The 15,755-nt window shown below is 68.5% G+C and carries 14 protein-coding genes; 10 read left to right on the forward strand and 4 right to left on the reverse strand.

Features of this window, described 5'->3' with window-relative positions; genetic code table 11:
* Positions 1-23 precede the first annotated feature (23 nt).
* The 7 genes from AAN986_RS17915 (at position 24) to AAN986_RS17945 (ending at position 7,050) form a co-directional block, all read left to right on the forward strand.
* On the forward strand, positions 24-1,061 hold the full coding sequence (locus tag AAN986_RS17915) for an ABC transporter permease (RefSeq protein ID WP_016449899.1): 1,038 nt from the start codon (positions 24-26) through the stop codon (positions 1,059-1,061).
* Positions 1,062-1,085: 24 nt separating this feature from the next.
* On the forward strand, positions 1,086-2,033 hold the full coding sequence (locus tag AAN986_RS17920; RefSeq protein WP_047217207.1) for a sugar phosphate isomerase/epimerase: 948 nt from the start codon (positions 1,086-1,088) through the stop codon (positions 2,031-2,033).
* Entirely contained in the window at positions 2,030-2,851 is an 822-nt protein-coding gene (locus tag AAN986_RS17925) for a TIM barrel protein (protein WP_047217206.1), read from the forward strand. The genes AAN986_RS17920 and AAN986_RS17925 overlap by 4 nt, the downstream gene beginning before the upstream one ends.
* 14 nt (positions 2,852-2,865) lie before the next feature.
* Entirely contained in the window at positions 2,866-3,879 is a 1,014-nt protein-coding gene (locus AAN986_RS17930) for a Gfo/Idh/MocA family oxidoreductase (protein WP_016449902.1), read from the forward strand.
* A 24-nt stretch (positions 3,880-3,903) separates the two neighbouring features.
* Positions 3,904-4,836, forward strand: coding sequence for a TIM barrel protein (locus tag AAN986_RS17935; protein WP_349335429.1), 933 nt, complete (start codon positions 3,904-3,906; stop codon positions 4,834-4,836).
* Between the two features lie 39 nt (positions 4,837-4,875).
* Positions 4,876-6,048, forward strand: a complete 1,173-nt coding sequence (locus AAN986_RS17940; protein ID WP_017404563.1) for a Gfo/Idh/MocA family oxidoreductase — start codon at positions 4,876-4,878, stop codon at positions 6,046-6,048.
* Between the two features lie 120 nt (positions 6,049-6,168).
* On the forward strand, positions 6,169-7,050 hold the full coding sequence (locus AAN986_RS17945) for a MurR/RpiR family transcriptional regulator (protein ID WP_016449905.1): 882 nt from the start codon (positions 6,169-6,171) through the stop codon (positions 7,048-7,050).
* 83 nt (positions 7,051-7,133) lie between these two features.
* Here AAN986_RS17945 and AAN986_RS17950 read toward each other — a convergent pair whose 3' ends face one another.
* Positions 7,134-8,462, reverse strand: a complete 1,329-nt coding sequence (locus tag AAN986_RS17950; protein ID WP_016449906.1) for a dicarboxylate/amino acid:cation symporter — start codon at positions 8,460-8,462, stop codon at positions 7,134-7,136.
* A gap of 223 nt (positions 8,463-8,685) precedes the next feature.
* Between AAN986_RS17950 and AAN986_RS17955 the strand changes: the two genes are divergently transcribed.
* Positions 8,686-11,337, forward strand: coding sequence for a PAS-domain containing protein (locus AAN986_RS17955; protein WP_047217202.1), 2,652 nt, complete (start codon positions 8,686-8,688; stop codon positions 11,335-11,337).
* 26 nt (positions 11,338-11,363) lie between these two features.
* Here AAN986_RS17955 and AAN986_RS17960 read toward each other — a convergent pair whose 3' ends face one another.
* On the reverse strand, positions 11,364-12,002 hold the full coding sequence (locus tag AAN986_RS17960) for a response regulator transcription factor (RefSeq protein WP_016449908.1): 639 nt from the start codon (positions 12,000-12,002) through the stop codon (positions 11,364-11,366).
* 528 nt (positions 12,003-12,530) lie between these two features.
* Between AAN986_RS17960 and AAN986_RS17965 the strand changes: the two genes are divergently transcribed.
* Positions 12,531-13,559, forward strand: coding sequence for a porin (locus tag AAN986_RS17965; RefSeq protein WP_013803085.1), 1,029 nt, complete (start codon positions 12,531-12,533; stop codon positions 13,557-13,559).
* A gap of 235 nt (positions 13,560-13,794) precedes the next feature.
* Complete coding sequence (locus AAN986_RS17970) at positions 13,795-13,959, forward strand: hypothetical protein (RefSeq protein WP_013803086.1); 165 nt, start codon at positions 13,795-13,797, stop codon at positions 13,957-13,959.
* Between the two features lie 49 nt (positions 13,960-14,008).
* On the opposite strand, the gene AAN986_RS17975 is transcribed toward AAN986_RS17970, so the two are convergent.
* Together AAN986_RS17975 and AAN986_RS17980 are read right to left on the reverse strand one after the other, a co-directional pair.
* Positions 14,009-14,743, reverse strand: coding sequence for a hypothetical protein (locus AAN986_RS17975; protein ID WP_047217201.1), 735 nt, complete (start codon positions 14,741-14,743; stop codon positions 14,009-14,011).
* A complete protein-coding gene (locus AAN986_RS17980) occupies positions 14,740-15,732 on the reverse strand; it encodes an MlaD family protein (RefSeq protein ID WP_013803088.1) in 993 nt (330 codons plus the stop codon). Before AAN986_RS17980 ends, AAN986_RS17975 begins: the two co-directional genes overlap by 4 nt.
* Between the last annotated feature and the right edge of the window lie 23 nt (positions 15,733-15,755).

Below are 15,755 nucleotides of genomic sequence, written 5' to 3' on the forward strand. Positions count from 1 at the left end.
GACCCCAAGCGGAGACAGGCAAGATGAGCAATACCCCATCGATTTCGCAGGCCCCCTCCCCGCCCGGCCCGGGCACCGGCCCGTTGCACCGGGCCAGGCGGCCGCCGGAACTGAGCATCTTTCTGGTGCTGCTGGGCATTGCACTGTTCTTCGAGGCGGCCGGCTGGCTCACCGTGGGCCAGAGCTTTTTGCTCAACGCCGAGCGGCTGCAGATCATCGTGCTGCAGATGGCGGTGATCGGCATCATCGCCGTGGGCGTCAACCTCGTCATCATCACCGGCGGCATCGACCTGTCGTCGGGCTCGGTGGTGGCCGCCACCGCCGTGGTGTCCGCCAGCCTGGCACAGGTGTCCGACTTTCCGCGTGCCGTGTTCCCGCAGCTGACCGACCTGCCCGTGGTCTGGCCGGTGGCGGCCGGCATGTGCGTGGGCCTGATGGTCGGCCTGCTCAACGGCTCGCTGATCGCCTTCACGGGCATTCCGCCCTTCATCGCCACGCTGGGCACCATGGTGGCCGCACGCGGCTTTGCCAAGTGGTTCACCAACGGCACGCCCGTCTCCATGCTGACCGACGACTTCGCAGCGATCGGCTCCGGCGCCCATCCGGTGATCATCTTTCTGGTGCTCGCCGCCGTCTTCCACGTGGTGCTGCGCCATACGCGCTTCGGCAAATTCACCTATGCCATCGGCTCCAACCGCCAGGCAGCCGTGGTTTCGGGCATCAACGTGCAGCGGCATCTGGTCTGGGTCTACATGATTGCCGGCCTGCTCGGCGGCATCGCCGGCACGGTGACGGCGGCGCGGGCCATCTCGGGCCAGTCGGGCATGGGTGTCATGTACGAGCTCGATGCGATTGCCGCCGTGGTGATCGGCGGCACCTCGCTGGCCGGCGGCATGGGCCGCATCACCGGCACGGTGATCGGCGTGCTGATCCTGGGCGTCATGACCTCGGGCTTCACCTTCATCCGCATCGACGCCTACTACCAGGAGATGGTCAAGGGCGCCATCATCGTCGCGGCCGTGGTCGCCGACCAGTACCGCAACAAGAAGGCGCGGCGCTGACGGCACGCCCTGCAGGCAGACACCATGAAAATCGCCCTCGATCCCTACATGATCCGGCACGAGCCGCTGGACCGGCTGCCGCAGGCCGTGGCCGAACTGGGCTATGCGCACATCGAGCTGTCGCCGCGCAGCGATTTCCTGGACTGGTGGGTGATGCCGCGCGCCACCAAGGAGCGCATGGCCGCATTCCGCCAGGCCATGCGCGCCAGCGGCGTGGCACTGGCATCGCTGCAGCCCATGTACCGCTGGGCCAGCCCGTTCGAGGACGAACGGCAATGGGCGATGCGCTGCTGGAAGAAGGCCATCGAGGTGGCCATCGAGATGGAGTGCGCGCTGATGGTCTCGGAGTTCGGCCGTGGAGCCTCGCCCGAGCGCTCGGTGAACGGTCCTGCCGGCGCGAATCCGAAGGAGATGTGCGAGGCCGCCTGGTTCCGCTCCATGGACGAGCTGCTGCCCATCCTGGAGCGCGAAGGCATCACGCTGTCCGTGGAGCCGCATCCGGAGGACTGGATAGAGCAGCTGCGGCCGGCCATGGACATCGTGAGGAACATGGGCTCGAAGGCGCTGCGGCTGTCCTATATCGCCCCGCACACCTTCCACTACGGCGGCGACATGGCCGCCATGCTGCGCGAAGCCGCGCCGCTGCTGGCCCATGTGCGCGTGGCCGACACCTTCGACCACAGGAAGAGCAGCCAGCTGCGCTACATCGTCAACCCGCCGGGCTCGCACCACATCCGCGTGCACCAGCACCTGGACATGGGCCAGGGCGAGATCGACTGGGACCTGTTCTTCGACACGCTGGGCAGCGCCGGCTTCGACGGCGTTCTGTCGTCCTGCGTGTTCGCCTGGGAAGAGCGTGCGGCCGAATCCAGCCGCTTCATGCGCCAACAGATACAGCAACAGCTGGAAAGGCATTTCCCGGACCGCTTTGCGCCCCTGACCACCGCTTCCCACCCGAGTCCCGGCCCATGACGAATCCCATCCATTTCGCCATCAACCGCATCAGCGCCTCTCGCATGCCGTTTGCCGGCTACCTGGCCATGTGCCGGCGCCTGGGCGTGTCGGCCATCGAGATCCGCAACGACCTGTCCCATGCCGAGACCTGCGACGGCACGGCGCCCGCCGCCATCCAGGCCGCGGCGCGGCAGGCCGGCATCACCATCGTGTCCATCAACGCGCTGTATCCCTTCGACGTTTTCGACGCCGGCCTGGAGCGCAAGGCGCGCGCGCTGGCGGCGTATGCGCGTGACTGCGGCGCCCGGGCCCTGGTCATGTGCCCGTTGAACGACAGGGCCGACCCGCGCACGCCCGGCCAGCGGCGGCGCGACCTGGTGCGTGCCCTCAGGCAGCTGCGCCCCCTCCTCGATGGCCATGGCGTGCAGGGACTGGTCGAGCCCCTGGGCTTTGCCGAGTGCGCGCTGCGCCGCAAGTCCGATGCCGTCGAGGCGATCTACGGCGCAGCCGGCGAACGCCACTTCAGGCTGGTGCACGACAGCTTCCACCACTACCTGGCCGGCGAAGACATCTTCTTTCCCGACCTGACCGGGCTGGTGCATGTCTCGGGCGTCGAGGACCACCGGCTCCAAGACGGCCAGATGCGCGACGGCCACCGCGTGCTGGTCGGCGAAGGAGACCGCCTGGGCAACATCGCCCAGTTGCGAGAACTGCTCGATCGCGGCTATGGCGGCCCGGTCTCGTTCGAGCCGTTCGCGGCCCGGATCACGGACGCGGACAGCAACGAAGCCCTGCTGCGCCAGAGCATGGACTTCATCCGCCATTCATTGCTTTGAAAGAAGGGAACCATATGACGCTGCAGATCGGAGCAATAGGCTGCGGAGCCATCGGACAAGACCACATCCGCAGGATCTCCCGGGTGCTGTCGGGCGCCCGGGTGGTGGCGGTGACAGACATCGATGCGCAGCAGGCGCGGGACGTGGTGGCCAGACATGATCCGGCCATCGAGATCATGGACAGCGGCCGGGCGCTGATCGCCGCGCCACAGGTGCAGGCGGTGCTGGTCACCTCCTGGGGTCCCTCGCACGAGGAACTGGTGCTGGAGGCCATCGCCCACGGCAAGCCCGTGTTCTGTGAAAAGCCGCTGGCGGTGACCGCCGCAGGCTGCATGCGCATCGTGCAAGCAGAGGTGGCGCAGGGCCGGCGCCTGGTGCAGGTCGGCTTCATGCGCCCCTACGACGCGGGCTACCGTGCGCTGCGCCATGTCATCGCCGCCGGCGAGATTGGCGCGCCCCTGATGGTGCACTGCGCGCACCGCAATCCCACGGTGGCCGGGGGCTACACCACCAGCATGGCCATCACCGACACGCTGATCCACGAGCTCGATGTCCTGCGCTGGCTGCTGGACGACGACTACGCCAGCGCCCAGGTGGTGTTCCCCAGGAAGACGCGCCACGCATTGCCGCATCTGAACGATCCGCAGATCATCCTGCTGGAGACCGTGGGCGGTGTGCGCATCGACGTGGAGGTATTCGTCAACTGCCGGTACGGCTACGACATCCAGTGCGAAGTGGTGGGCGAGACAGGCATCGCGCGCCTGCCGGAGCCTGCGGCCGTGCCCATGAAGCGCGCGGCCAGCAGCTGCACGCCCCTGCTGACCGACTGGAAGCAGCGCTTCATCGCCGCCTACGACGCGGAGCTGCAGGCCTTCATCGACGGCGTGCGCGACCGGCAACTGACAGGTCCCTCGGCCTGGGACGGCTACGCCGCCGCAGTGGCCGCCGATGCCTGCCTGCTGGCGCAGTCCTCCGGCGCGATAGAGCGCATGGCGAGCGCAGCGCGCCCGGCGTTCTACCAGCCCTGAGCCCCCGACGCCATGACTGCGACCATGACAGCGTCCCTGACCATTGGCTGCGCGCCCTGCTGCTGGGGCGTGGACAACGTGGACAACCCGCACCTGCCGCCCTGGCGCCAGGTGCTGGACGAGGCCTGCGAGGCGGGCTTTCGGGGCATGGAACTCGGCCCCTGCGGCTACATCCCGCTCGAGGCGGCCCTGGTACGCACGGAATTCACGCAGCGGCGCCTGTGCATCACCGCCGGCACGATCTTCGACGATCTCGTCTCGCCGGCCCGGCTGCCGCAGCTGCTGCGCCAGACTCGCGAGATCTGCGGACTCATCAGCCAGCTTCCCAGGCCGGCCGCTGCAGCCGGGCAACGCTACCCGGCGCCCTATCTCGTGGTGATGGACTGGGGCCACCCCGAGCGCGACTTCGAGGCCGGCCACCCGGACCGCGCCCCGCGCCTGTCCGATGCACGCTGGGCCGCCATGGTCGATCACATCCACCAGATAGCGCACCTTGCCTGGAGCGGCTTCGGCGTGCGCGCGGTGATCCATCCGCATGCGGGCGGCTACATCGAATTTGCCGACGAGATCGACCGCATCGCCGCCGACGTGCCGGCGCAGGCCGCCGGACTGTGCCTGGATACCGGCCACCTGCACTACAGCGGCATGGACCCGGCAAGCTGGCTGCGCCGGCATGCGGCACGGCTGGAATACGTGCATTTCAAGGACATAGACGCCCAGGTGTACGGGCAGGTGATGGGCGAGCGCATTGCGTTCTTCGACGCCTGCGCCCGGGGCGTGATGTGCCCCATCGGCCAAGGCGTGCTCGACTATCCGGCCATAGGCGCCACGCTACGGGAGATCGGCTATGCAGGCTGCATCACGGTGGAGCAGGAGCGCGACCCGCGCAATGCGGGTGCCAGCCTGCCCGACGTGGCCGCCAGCCGCGCCTTCCTGGCCCGCACAGGTTTTTGCTGAAGACGCTTTTGCTGAAGACGCAACACAAAGGTGGACACCATGATCGACGGAACCCTTCTGCCCGGCCGCCCGATTGCCTGGGGCATGGTCGGCGGCGGACACAACAGCCAGATCGGCCATGTGCACCGGTCGGCGGCGCTGCGCGACCACAATTTCCGGCTCGTGGCCGGGGCGTTCGACATCGATGCCGCGCGCGGGCGCCGGTTCGGCGAACAACTGGGCGTGGACGTGCAGCGCTGCTACGCCGACTACCGGGCGATGTTCGAGGCCGAGGCCGGCCGCCCGGACGGCATTCGCGCGGTATCCATCGCCACGCCCAACAACACCCATTTCGAGATCTGCAAGGCCGCCCTGCTCTCAGGCCTGCACGTGGTCTGCGAGAAACCGCTGTGCTTCACCACGGCCGAGGCCAAGGAGCTGCTGGAGCTGTCCCTTGCCAGGAACCGCATGGTCGGCGTGGCCTACGGCTATGCCGGCCACCCGCTCATCGCCCAGGCGCGCGAGATGATCGCGCGGGGCGAGCTGGGCGACATCCGCATCGTGCAGATGCAGTTCTCGCACGGCTTTCACAGCGAGGCGGTGGAGCAGTCCAGCCCCGCCGCGCGCTGGCGCATGGACCCGGCCTTTGCCGGCCCCAGCTATGTGCTGGGCGACATTGGCACGCATCCGCTGTACCTCTCCCAGGTGATGCTGCCGGGGCTGAAGATCGAGCGGCTGATGTGCAGCCGGCAGAGCTTCGTCAGCAGCCGCGCCCCGCTGGAGGACAACGCCTTCACCCTCATGCAGTACCAGGGCGGCGCCATGGGCTACCTGTGGGCCTGCGCGGTCAACAGCGGCTCCATGCATGGGCACAAGCTGCGCGTCATCGGCGCCAGGGCCAGCCTCGAATGGTGGGACGAACACCCCAACCAGCTGCGCCACGAAGTCCAGGGCCAGCCGGCGCAGGTGCTCGATCGCGGCATGGGCTATCTGCACCCCGCCGCGCTGCAGGAAGACCGCATCAGCGCAGGCCATGCGGAAGGCCTGTTCGAGGCATGGTCCAACCTCTACCACCGCTTCGCGCTGGCCATGGAGGCCACGGACAGGCGCGATCGCGAGGCGCTGCAAACCATCCTCCATCCGGACATCCATGCTGGCATCGAGGGCGTGCGCTGGGTGGAGAACTGCGTGCGCTCGGCCGATGCCGGCGGGATCTGGGTGGACTACTGCTAGGGAATGCCATGCCCCGCCTGGGCTGCCAGCGGCCCGGGACCCGGGGATCGCCATGGCATCATGGCCCATCCAGAAATCAGTCGATCCCTTGCCCCGGGATCGCCCACCGGCCCGCCTGCGATGAGCCCTTCCCCGCCGCCCCCCGCATCCGTGGACCGACTCCTGCAGCAGATTGCCCAGGAATACGATGGCCTGAGCCGGCAGCTCAAGGCCATTGCCCGCCACATCGAGGTCCACCGCGACCAGCTCGGCCTGCAAGGCATACAGTCCCTGGCCGCGCAATGTGGTGTGCAGCCCTCGGCCGTCGTACGGTTTGCCAAGCATTTCGGGCTCTCGGGTTTTTCCGAAATGCAGCGCCTGTTCCGCGAAGGCCTTGCCGAGCAGATCGCGCCGGGCCGCGCCTATGAGCTGCGCGTGCGCGACATGGTCGAGGCCGGCCCCGCCGCCCTGGAGCCCGTGCAGATTGCCGACGAATTCCTCAAAGGCGGCATGGCCGGCATGCAGCAGCTGCGCCAGAACCTGGACGGTCAGGCATTCGACCGGGCGGTGGAGCTGCTGGCCGGCACGCAGGCGATCTGGATCACCGGCTCGCGCCGCTCGTTTCCCGTGGCCGTGTATCTGGAATATGCGCTGCAACACACCGACAAGCGCATAGGCCTGTTCAGCGCGCTGGGCAGCATGCAGCAGGGGCAGATCCGGTCGGTGCGCAGCGGCGACGTGATGATCGCCATTTCCTTCATGCCCTATGCGGACGAAACCGTGCAGGTGGCGCAGTGGGCCAGGCAGCGCAGCGCCCACCTGATCGCCATGACCGACAGCCGCATGAGCCCCATTGCGCGCGAGGCCGAGGCGGCCCTGATCGTGCAGGACAGCGCCACCTTCGGCTTTCGCGCGCTGACGGCGGCCATGGGGCTGGCGCAAAGCCTTTTCGTGGCCCTGGCCTACCGGCTGGAGCTGTCGCTGCGCTCGTCAGCCGCGCCCGGCAGCTTGGCAGGCGAGTAGACAAAGCAAAGCGCCACCCTGGGGTGGCGCAGCGGTGGGGCAGGCAGGGGCCGTTGCCGGCCCTTGCCCTGGCCAGGGCGTTCTCAGGCCTTGGCCACGGCGGCCTCGGCAGGCAGGGCCTGCACGGGCTCTCCGTCCAGGGCGGCGTTGAGCTTGCTGTAGTCCAGCTCGTTTTCCCAGCGCGAGACCACCACGGTGGCCACGGCGTTGCCCATGAAGTTCGTCAGCGAGCGGCACTCGCTCATGAAGCGGTCCACGCCCAGGATCAGGGCCATGCCGGCCACGGGCACCTCGGGCACCACGGCCAGCGTGGCGGCCAGCGTGATGAAGCCCGCGCCGGTCACGCCGGCAGCGCCCTTGGAGCTGAGCATGGCCACCAGCAGCAGCGCGATCTCGTGGCCCAGGGTCAGGTGGGTGTTGGTGGCCTGGGCGATGAACAGCGCGGCCAGCGTCATGTAGATGTTGGTGCCGTCCAGGTTGAACGAATAGCCCGTGGGCACGACCAGGCCCACGACGGACTTGCCGCAGCCGGCGCGCTCCATCTTCTGCATCAGCGAAGGCAGGGCCGATTCCGAGGACGAGGTGCCCAGCACCAGCAGCAGCTCGGCCTTCAGGTAGCGTGCCAGCTTGAGCACCGAGAAGCCGCACAGCCGCGCCACGAAGCCCAGCACCACGACCACGAAGAGCAGCGAGGTGATGTAGAACGAGCCCACCAGCCAGGCCAGGTTGACCAGCGAACCCAGGCCGAACTTGCCGATGGTGAAGGCGATGGCGCCGAAGGCGCCCAGCGGCGCAGCCTTCATCAGGATGCCGACCAGCTTGAACACGGGGGCCGTCAGCGCCTCCAGGAAGTTGAGCACGGGCTTGCCGGCGTCGCCGACCATGGCCAGCGAGATGCCGAACAGCACGGCCACGAACAGCACCTGCAGGATGTTGTCGCCCACGAAGGGGCTGACCAGCGTCTTGGGGATGATGTCCATGGCAAAGCCGGTGAGCGTCAGCTCATGCGACTTGGCCACATAGCCCTTCACGGCAGCCTGGTCCAGGTCGGCCGGGTTGATGTTCATGCCCGCGCCAGGCTGCACCACGTGCGCCACCACCATGCCGACCACCAGGGCCAGCGTGGAGAAGAACAGGAAGTAGGCCATGGCCTTGAGGAACACCCGGCCCACCGTGCGCAGGTGCGTCATGCCCGCAATGCCGGTGACGATGGTCAGGAAGATCACCGGCGCGATGATCATCTTCACCAGCTTGATGAAGGCGTCGCCCAGCGGCTTGAACTGCTCGGCGTACTGGGGCTCGAAGTGGCCGAGCAGCACGCCCGCCACGATGGCGACCACCACCTGGAAATACAGCTGGCGGTAGAAGGGCAGCCGCTCGGGGCTGGCGGCGTGGGTGGGGACGGCATGCATGGTGCGGCTCCGGCAGGATTTCTGTGGGGTTGACGCACCACCGAGGTGCGGCAAGTTGCGGGAAGGTGCAGGTTGTACCGCTGGCATCCTCCGGCGCCGATAACCTATTGGTATTAGGCGCAGGCGCTCTCCCAGGGAGAATGGACGCAGAATCAGGGTAATCCCCAACCCCTTCCCGTCCCTGGAAGGCACCAAGCTGGCGCCCAATCGGGCCCAGACCACCATGCCCCAACCCGTTCGACGCCCTTCACGCCGCTCCTTCTGGACCCTGCTGCTGCTGTTCGGCGGCATGCTCGCCTGCATGCTGCTGGCCGGGGAACTGGTCTACCACCGCGCCCTGCGCGGCGAGGCCGAAAGCGTGCAGCGCCAGCTCAGCCTCTACGCCCAGGCCCTGGGCCAGCGCATAGACCGCTACCGCACCCTGCCCGAGGTGCTGGCGCTGGATGCGCAGCTGCGCGCCGCCCTCACCCACCCGCTGTCCGCCGCCGAGGTCGATGCCCTGAACCGCAAGCTGGAGCAGGCCAACGGCGCCAGCCAGTCGTCCACGCTGACCCTGATCGACCGCCACGGCACGGCCCTGGCCGCCAGCAACTGGCGCGAGACGCGCAGCAACGTGGGCGTGGACTACAGCTTCAGGCCCTATGTGCAGCAGGCGCTGTCGCGCGGCAGCGGGCGCTTCTACGGCATCGGCCTGACCACGGGCCTGCCGGGCTACTTCCTGTCGCAGGCCATCCTGGACGAGCACAACGCCGTCGCGGGCCTGGTGGTGATCAAGATCGCGCTGCTGGAGCTGGAGCGCGAATGGCTGCAGACGCCTGACGTGGTCATGGCCTCGGACGAGCACGGCGTGGTCTTCCTGGCCAGCCAGCCCGACTGGCGCTACCGCCTGCTGTCACCCCTGAGCCCCGCCGACGAGGCGGACCTGGCCGCCACGCGCCAGTACATCGACCAGGAACTGCACCCCATGCGCTACCGGGTGCGCCAGGGCCTGGAGCAAGGCAGCCGCCTGGTGCAGATGCAGGAACCCGCCCTGCCCGGCACCACGCTGTGGCAGACCCTGCCCCTGCCCGGCAGCGACTGGCAGTTGCACCTGCTGCATGACACGCAGGCCAGCACCGTGGCCAGCCGCTGGGCGGCGGCGGCCGCTGCGGGCGGCTGGCTGGCCCTGGGCATGCTGGTGCTATTCGTGCGCCAGCGCAGGCGGCTGGCCGCGCTGCGCCTGCGCAGCCGCCTGGAGCTGGAGACCGTGCTGCGCCAGCATGCCCAGGAGCTGCGCACGGCCCAGGACGGCATCGTCCAGGCCGCGCGCCAGGCCGACACGGGCCTGAGCCGCAGCCTGGAGCACCTGCCCCAGGGCGTGGTGGTGATCGATGCCGACCTCAACCTGGTGGCCTGGAACTCGCGCTACGTGGAGCTGTTCCGCTTTCCCTCCGAACTGCTGCGCACGGGCCAGCCCATAGAGAACCTGTTCCGCTACAACGCCCGGCGCGGCCTGCTGGGGCCCGGCCCCATCGAAGAGGCCATCCACCGGCGGCTGCAGCATCTGCGCAGCGGCAGCCCGCACCTGCGCGAAAGCACCAAGGACGACGGCACGGTGCTGGAGATCCGCGGCAACCCGCTGCCCGATGGCGGCTTCGTCACCAGCTATGCCGACATCACCAGCTACAAGAACGCCGCGCGCGAACTGCGCTCGCTGGCCGATGCGCTGGAGCAGCGCATTGCCGAGCGCACGCGCGACCTGGCCGAGGCCAAGCGCGAGGCCGAGCAGGCCAACCGCTACAAGACCCGTTTCGTGGCCGCTGCGGTGCACGACCTGCTGCAGCCTCTGAACGCCGCGCGCATGTTCAGCTCCCTGCTGCGCAGCCATCTGCATGACGAGGCGGGCCGCCACGTGGCCGACAGCATCGACGGCGCCCTGGCCGCGCAGGACGCCATCCTGGGCAGCCTGCTGGACATCTCGCGCATGGAATCGGGCCAGTTGGAGGTGCGCGTGCGCGACTTCGCGCTGGGCCCGCTGCTGCAGGTCATGCGCCACAACTTCGGCATCCTGGCCGAAAGCCGGGGCCTGCGCCTGAGCGCGGTGGACACGCGCTGCGTCGTGCGCAGCGACGAGGCGCTGCTGCGCCGAATCCTGCAGAACTTCCTGTCCAACGCCATACGCTACACGCGCCAGGGCCGCATCGTCATCGGCTGCCGGCGCCAGGGCCAGCAGTTGCGCATCGAGGTGCACGACCAGGGACCGGGCATTCCCGAGAGTCTGCAGCACGAGATCTTCGAGGAATTCCGCCGCCTGGACGAGGGCCATGGCGACGACCGTGGTGCCGGGCTGGGCCTGGCCATCGTCGAGCGCCTGGGCCGGCTGCTGGGCCATGAGATCGGCCTGCGCTCGCAACTGGGCCGGGGCAGCGTGTTCTGGGTCTGCGTGCCGCTGGGCGACCCGGGCGCCGTGCCGCAGATCGCCGCAAGCGCGCAGACCGGCGACCCGGACCAGGATGCACCGCTGCAGGGCATGAACGCCTGGTATGTGGAGGACGATCCCCAGTCCTGCACCGCCATGCGCGCCCTGCTGCAGCGCTGGGGCTGCAGCGTGCCGCTGGCCGGCGGCCCGGCCGAGGCGCTGGCGCTGGCCGCGCCCGGCGAGGCACCGCAACTGGTGCTGCTCGATGTGCGCCTGGGCCAGTTGCACGGCCCCGATGTCTACGCGCAGCTGTGCCAGCGCTGGGGCCAGTCGCCGCCCGTGATCCTGGTCACGGCCGAGCGCGACGGCATGCTGCGCCGCCAGGCGGCCGAGCGCGGCTGGGGCTTTCTGGCCAAGCCCGTGCGCCCGCCCGCGCTGCGCGCACTCATGAGCCAGATGCTGCTGCGCCACCGGTAGGGGCACGGCACGCCGCGGCATGGAGTTCAGGCCGTGCCGTCGTTCTCCAGGCTCTTGACCAGCACGGCAGCCTGCGTGCGGCTGTAGCACTCCAGCTTCTTGAGAATGGCCGTCACATGCACCTTGACGGTGTTCTCGGCCAGCCCCAGTTCATGGGCGATCTGTTTGTTGAGCAGGCCGTCGGCCAGGCACAGCAGCACGCGGAACTGCTGGGGCGTGAGCTGGGCCAGCCGCGCGGCCAGCGCGGCGTCGGCCTCGGAGCGCTCGGCGGCCATGGGCGGGAACCAGCTGCCGCCGTCCAGCACTTCCTGCAGGGCCGTGCCTATGGCCTCGGCCGGCGCCGACTTCGGAATGAAGCCTGCAGCACCGAACTGCTGGGCACGGCGGATCACGCGCGGATGGTCGTTGGATGAGATCACCACCACCGGAATGTCGGGGTACTCGCCGCGCACATGCAGCAGCGCGGAGAAGCCGCGCGCGCCCGGCATGGCCAGGTCCAGCAGCACCAGTTCGATCTCGGGGTGCTGCTGCAGCGCCGCCCCCAGGGTCGCAGCGCTTGCGGCCTCCAGCACGGCGAACTGCGGCAGGGCCTCGCGCAGCACATGGATCACCGCAGCGCGGAACAGCGGGTGGTCATCGGCAACGAGCAGGGTGGATTCGGACATGGGCGCGAGTCTGACACGTCTGCAAACACATGCCCGGCTCATGGACCCCCGTGGAGGCCGGTGGCCGGGTTGCAGGCTGGCACGCCGTTTGCAATCAGTTGCAGCCACAGGCCTGGCAACAGGCGGAAATCTTCCTCCAACCGACGAACAAGGAGCCCTGAATTGACCTTTGAGCCCTCTTGCAAGGACCTGCTGCACAGGCCTGGTGCCCCGGCCCCAACCCAGTGCACGGCAGCGTTCAAGCCGCGAGAGTGCAAAACACAAATTAAGTTTCGTCATAACTGTGTCAAAGACACCACTTTCTGGCCGGTGCAATGGCTGGGATGCGTTGTAATACGCGGCTTAGCCAGTCTGGACTGCCTCGCGCGCGCGCCGCAAAGGCACGCCGACACCGGCCGGACCCTGATGCGAAAACGCCACTGTCCCAGGTTTGCCACATAGCCCGCCCAGGGCGTTTGCCTCATCGTCTGCCCCGGTCACAGCACTGGCCAACCGTTTCCACTATCCAACAATGAAAGACTCCTCAACATGAAACGTTCCTTCATCGCACTGGCCGCTGCACTGGCCTGCGCCGGCGCAGCACACGCCCAAAGCTCGGTCCAGCTGACGGGCCTGGTGGACGCCTATGCCGGCTCCATGCGCATGGCTGGCGACGCCAGCGGCAAGGGCGTCGTGGGTTCGGGCGGCATGACCACCTCCTGGTGGGGCATGAAGGGCCAGGAAGACCTGGGCGGCGGCCTGAAGGTCGATTTCCAGCTGACGGCCTTCATGCGCGTGGACACCGGCAGCCCCGGCCGCTTCGACGGCGACCCGTACTTCTCGCGCGATGCCAACGTCGGCCTGTCCGGCGGCTTCGGCACGGTGCGCCTGGGCCGCGGCATGGCGCCCAACTTCCTGCCCACCATCCTGACCAACCCCTTCGGCGACTCCTTCACCATCTCCCCGCTGGTGCTGCACGCCAACGTGGGCACGACAGCCTGGGGCTCGGCCAACCTGACCACGCCGTCCGACACCGGCTGGAGCAACCAGGTCGTCTACACCACGCCCAAGTTCGGCGGCCTGCAGGCCAACGTCCACTACCAGTTCGGTGAAAAGGGCGGCGATTCCGGCAAGAAGAACATCGGCGTGAACGCCATGTACTTCGGCGGCCCCCTGAGCCTGGTGGCCTTCTACGAGCGCGCCCAGATCAGCAACCCCGTGAGCCTGGCCGTGATGCCCACCAAGACCGACTGGATGCTGGGCGGCACCTACAACTTCGAAGTGGCCAAGCTGTACGCAACCTACGGCCAGGCCAAGGTCAAGGATCTGGATCGCAAGAACAGCACCTACTCGCTGGGCCTGGACGTGCCCGTGACCAGCGCCGGCACCATCAAGGCCGCCCTGGCCCGCACCAAGGCCGAGATCGGCGCCGTGGACTCCACGCGCACCACGGCCAGCCTGGGCTACGACCACTACCTGTCCAAGCGCACCGATGTGTACACCGTGCTGATGCACGACCGCATCACGGACCTGAAGTCGGGCACCAGCCTGATCGCGGGTATCCGCCACCGTTTCTAAGGCGACGCCTGGCCTGCCAGCACGGGCCAGGGACTTACGTCCCGAACTTTCAGCGAGGCTCTGCCTCGCTTTTTTTTCGGCCTCTTGAAAGTCGATAGAAATTTTCTCTCAGTACTTTTTTACAAACGTCAAGAGAGAAAGCGATTGTCCGACAGCCGCGCTGCGCAATCCGGTGTGCAATGGAGTCCAGGCCCAGCCCAATGCTCTGCCTGCGCTGCCAGACAGGAGGTCCACCATGCGCAGACCCAGCCCCTTCGGACGTCATCCCTTCATCGCCTTCACCGCCACGGTCGTGCTTGCCGTAGCCGCCAGCGTTGCCACCTTCTGGCTGGACAGCGCCGCCCCGGCTGCAGACACCTTGCTGCAAAAAGACCCGGGCGCCCTGCTGTCGTCGATGTAAGCCCTGCAAATGCCTGCCCAGCGCCATCCCTTTCGGACTGGCGCTGTTTTCATTTGCCGGCCGATGTGCCCCCACCGCTGGCCGTCTTCTCCAGCAGCGACAGCCTGCGCCTGACGGCCTGGGCCTTGTCCACCTCGCCCGCCTGATCATGGGCTCTGGCCTGCAGCAGCAGCCAGGCCATCACCGCACGGCGCCAGCCCTGGGCCGAGGCGGTTTCGGCACCCAGCTCCAGCAATTGCGGCTGCGCCGCACCCGCCCGCAAGGCCGCGCCGGCCGCCACCAGCCGGGGCAGCGGCTCCTTGATGGCGCTCACGGAGGCCAGCGCCGACGCAGACCCGCCCAGCAGCGCCTGTGCCACGGGGCGCTGTAATTCTGGCAATAGCGCAACGTCTTCGGGCCGGGGCCTACCTTGCAAATAGCGCGCATAGGCTGCCTCGGCCGGCGCCGCGTCAAGCGCCAGCGCCTGGTAGCCGGGGCAGTCATCCCATTCCAGACTGGCCACCTGGGCCGCGCAGCGCATCAGCTCCAGACGCGCGGCCAGGTCGGTGCGGCCCGTGGCGGCCACCTCGGTGCGGGCCTTGTCCCATTCCATGGCCTGCACGCGCTGGCGGCCTTCCAGGTAGGCGGTGGATGCGCGCTGGGACGCAGATTCGGCATTGAGCGCCCAGTCCGGCGCGGGCGGGCGGCTGCTGCAGCCGGCCAGCACCAGGGTCAGCACGGCGCCGGCGACGGCATGGCGCGCCAGGAGGGTTGCGGCAGAAAGTTTCTTGGCGGCAGCACTCATGGCAGCTTCAACTCCGGTTGATGGGCAAACGGCCACTTGCGCTGCAGGTCGGCCAGCACGCCTTCCAGGCGGCGCAGGTTGCCCTCCACCTCGGCGCGCAGGGCGCCCAGGTCGGCCGTGGCCTCGCGCGCATTGGAGCCCACGGCCTGGGCCTCGGCCAGCACGGCGTCCACCTTGCCCAGCGTGCGGCGCGTATCGGCCAGCAGGCCGTTGAGCTGCACCACGGTGGAACGCACCTCGGGCATGACGCCGCCGGCATCGAACACCTGGCTGTCGGCCCGCGCCACCATGCGCTCCATGCGGGCCAGCGTGGCATTGGCGCGGTCCAGCAGGGCCGTGACCTTGCGCGCCTCCTGCTCGCTGCCCATGACCACGCCCAGCACGCCGCCCGGCCCCTGGGCCCGGCCGGCCAGGCCGCGCAGCTCGGTCAGCGACCCACCCAGGGCCGAGTCCGGCGCCGTGAGCTGGGCGATGTTGCCCAGCACTTCCTTGGCCGTGGACATGATCTGCGGCAGCTCGGCCGTGGCATCGCCGCGCAGCACGGGGCGCACGGCCTCATCGGGCAGCGGCGGATCACTGAGGATGCCGCTGTAGGCCTTGATGGTGGTGCCGCCCACCAGCCCCTTGACCAGGGTGAAGACGCTGGACTCGCGCAGCCAGTGCGCGTCCTTGCGCGGCACGTCGATGAGGATGCGCACATTGCCGTCCTCGGCCAGCTCGATGCGGCGCACGCGCCCGATCGGAAAGCCCGAGAAGGTCATGTCCATGCCCACGCTCACGCCCTCGGAGTCGTCGGCCGTGAGCACCAGGCGCTGCGTGGCGTCGAACACGCCGCGCGAGTAGAGCAGGTACAGGGCCGATCCAAGAATCAGCACCAGCGTGAACAGCAGCAGGCCCGCGGCCTTGGCGCGCAGGTGCGCCACGGGCTTGAGGGCCTCAATTTCCTCGCCGTCCCAGGGGTCTGGCGGCGTGCGCCGCGTATCGGTCATGGCATTCCTTGTTCTGGCACGGG

The organism is Delftia sp. DS1230, assembly GCF_040112715.1.
Classification (GTDB): Bacteria; Pseudomonadota; Gammaproteobacteria; order Burkholderiales; family Burkholderiaceae_C; genus Comamonas; species Comamonas tsuruhatensis.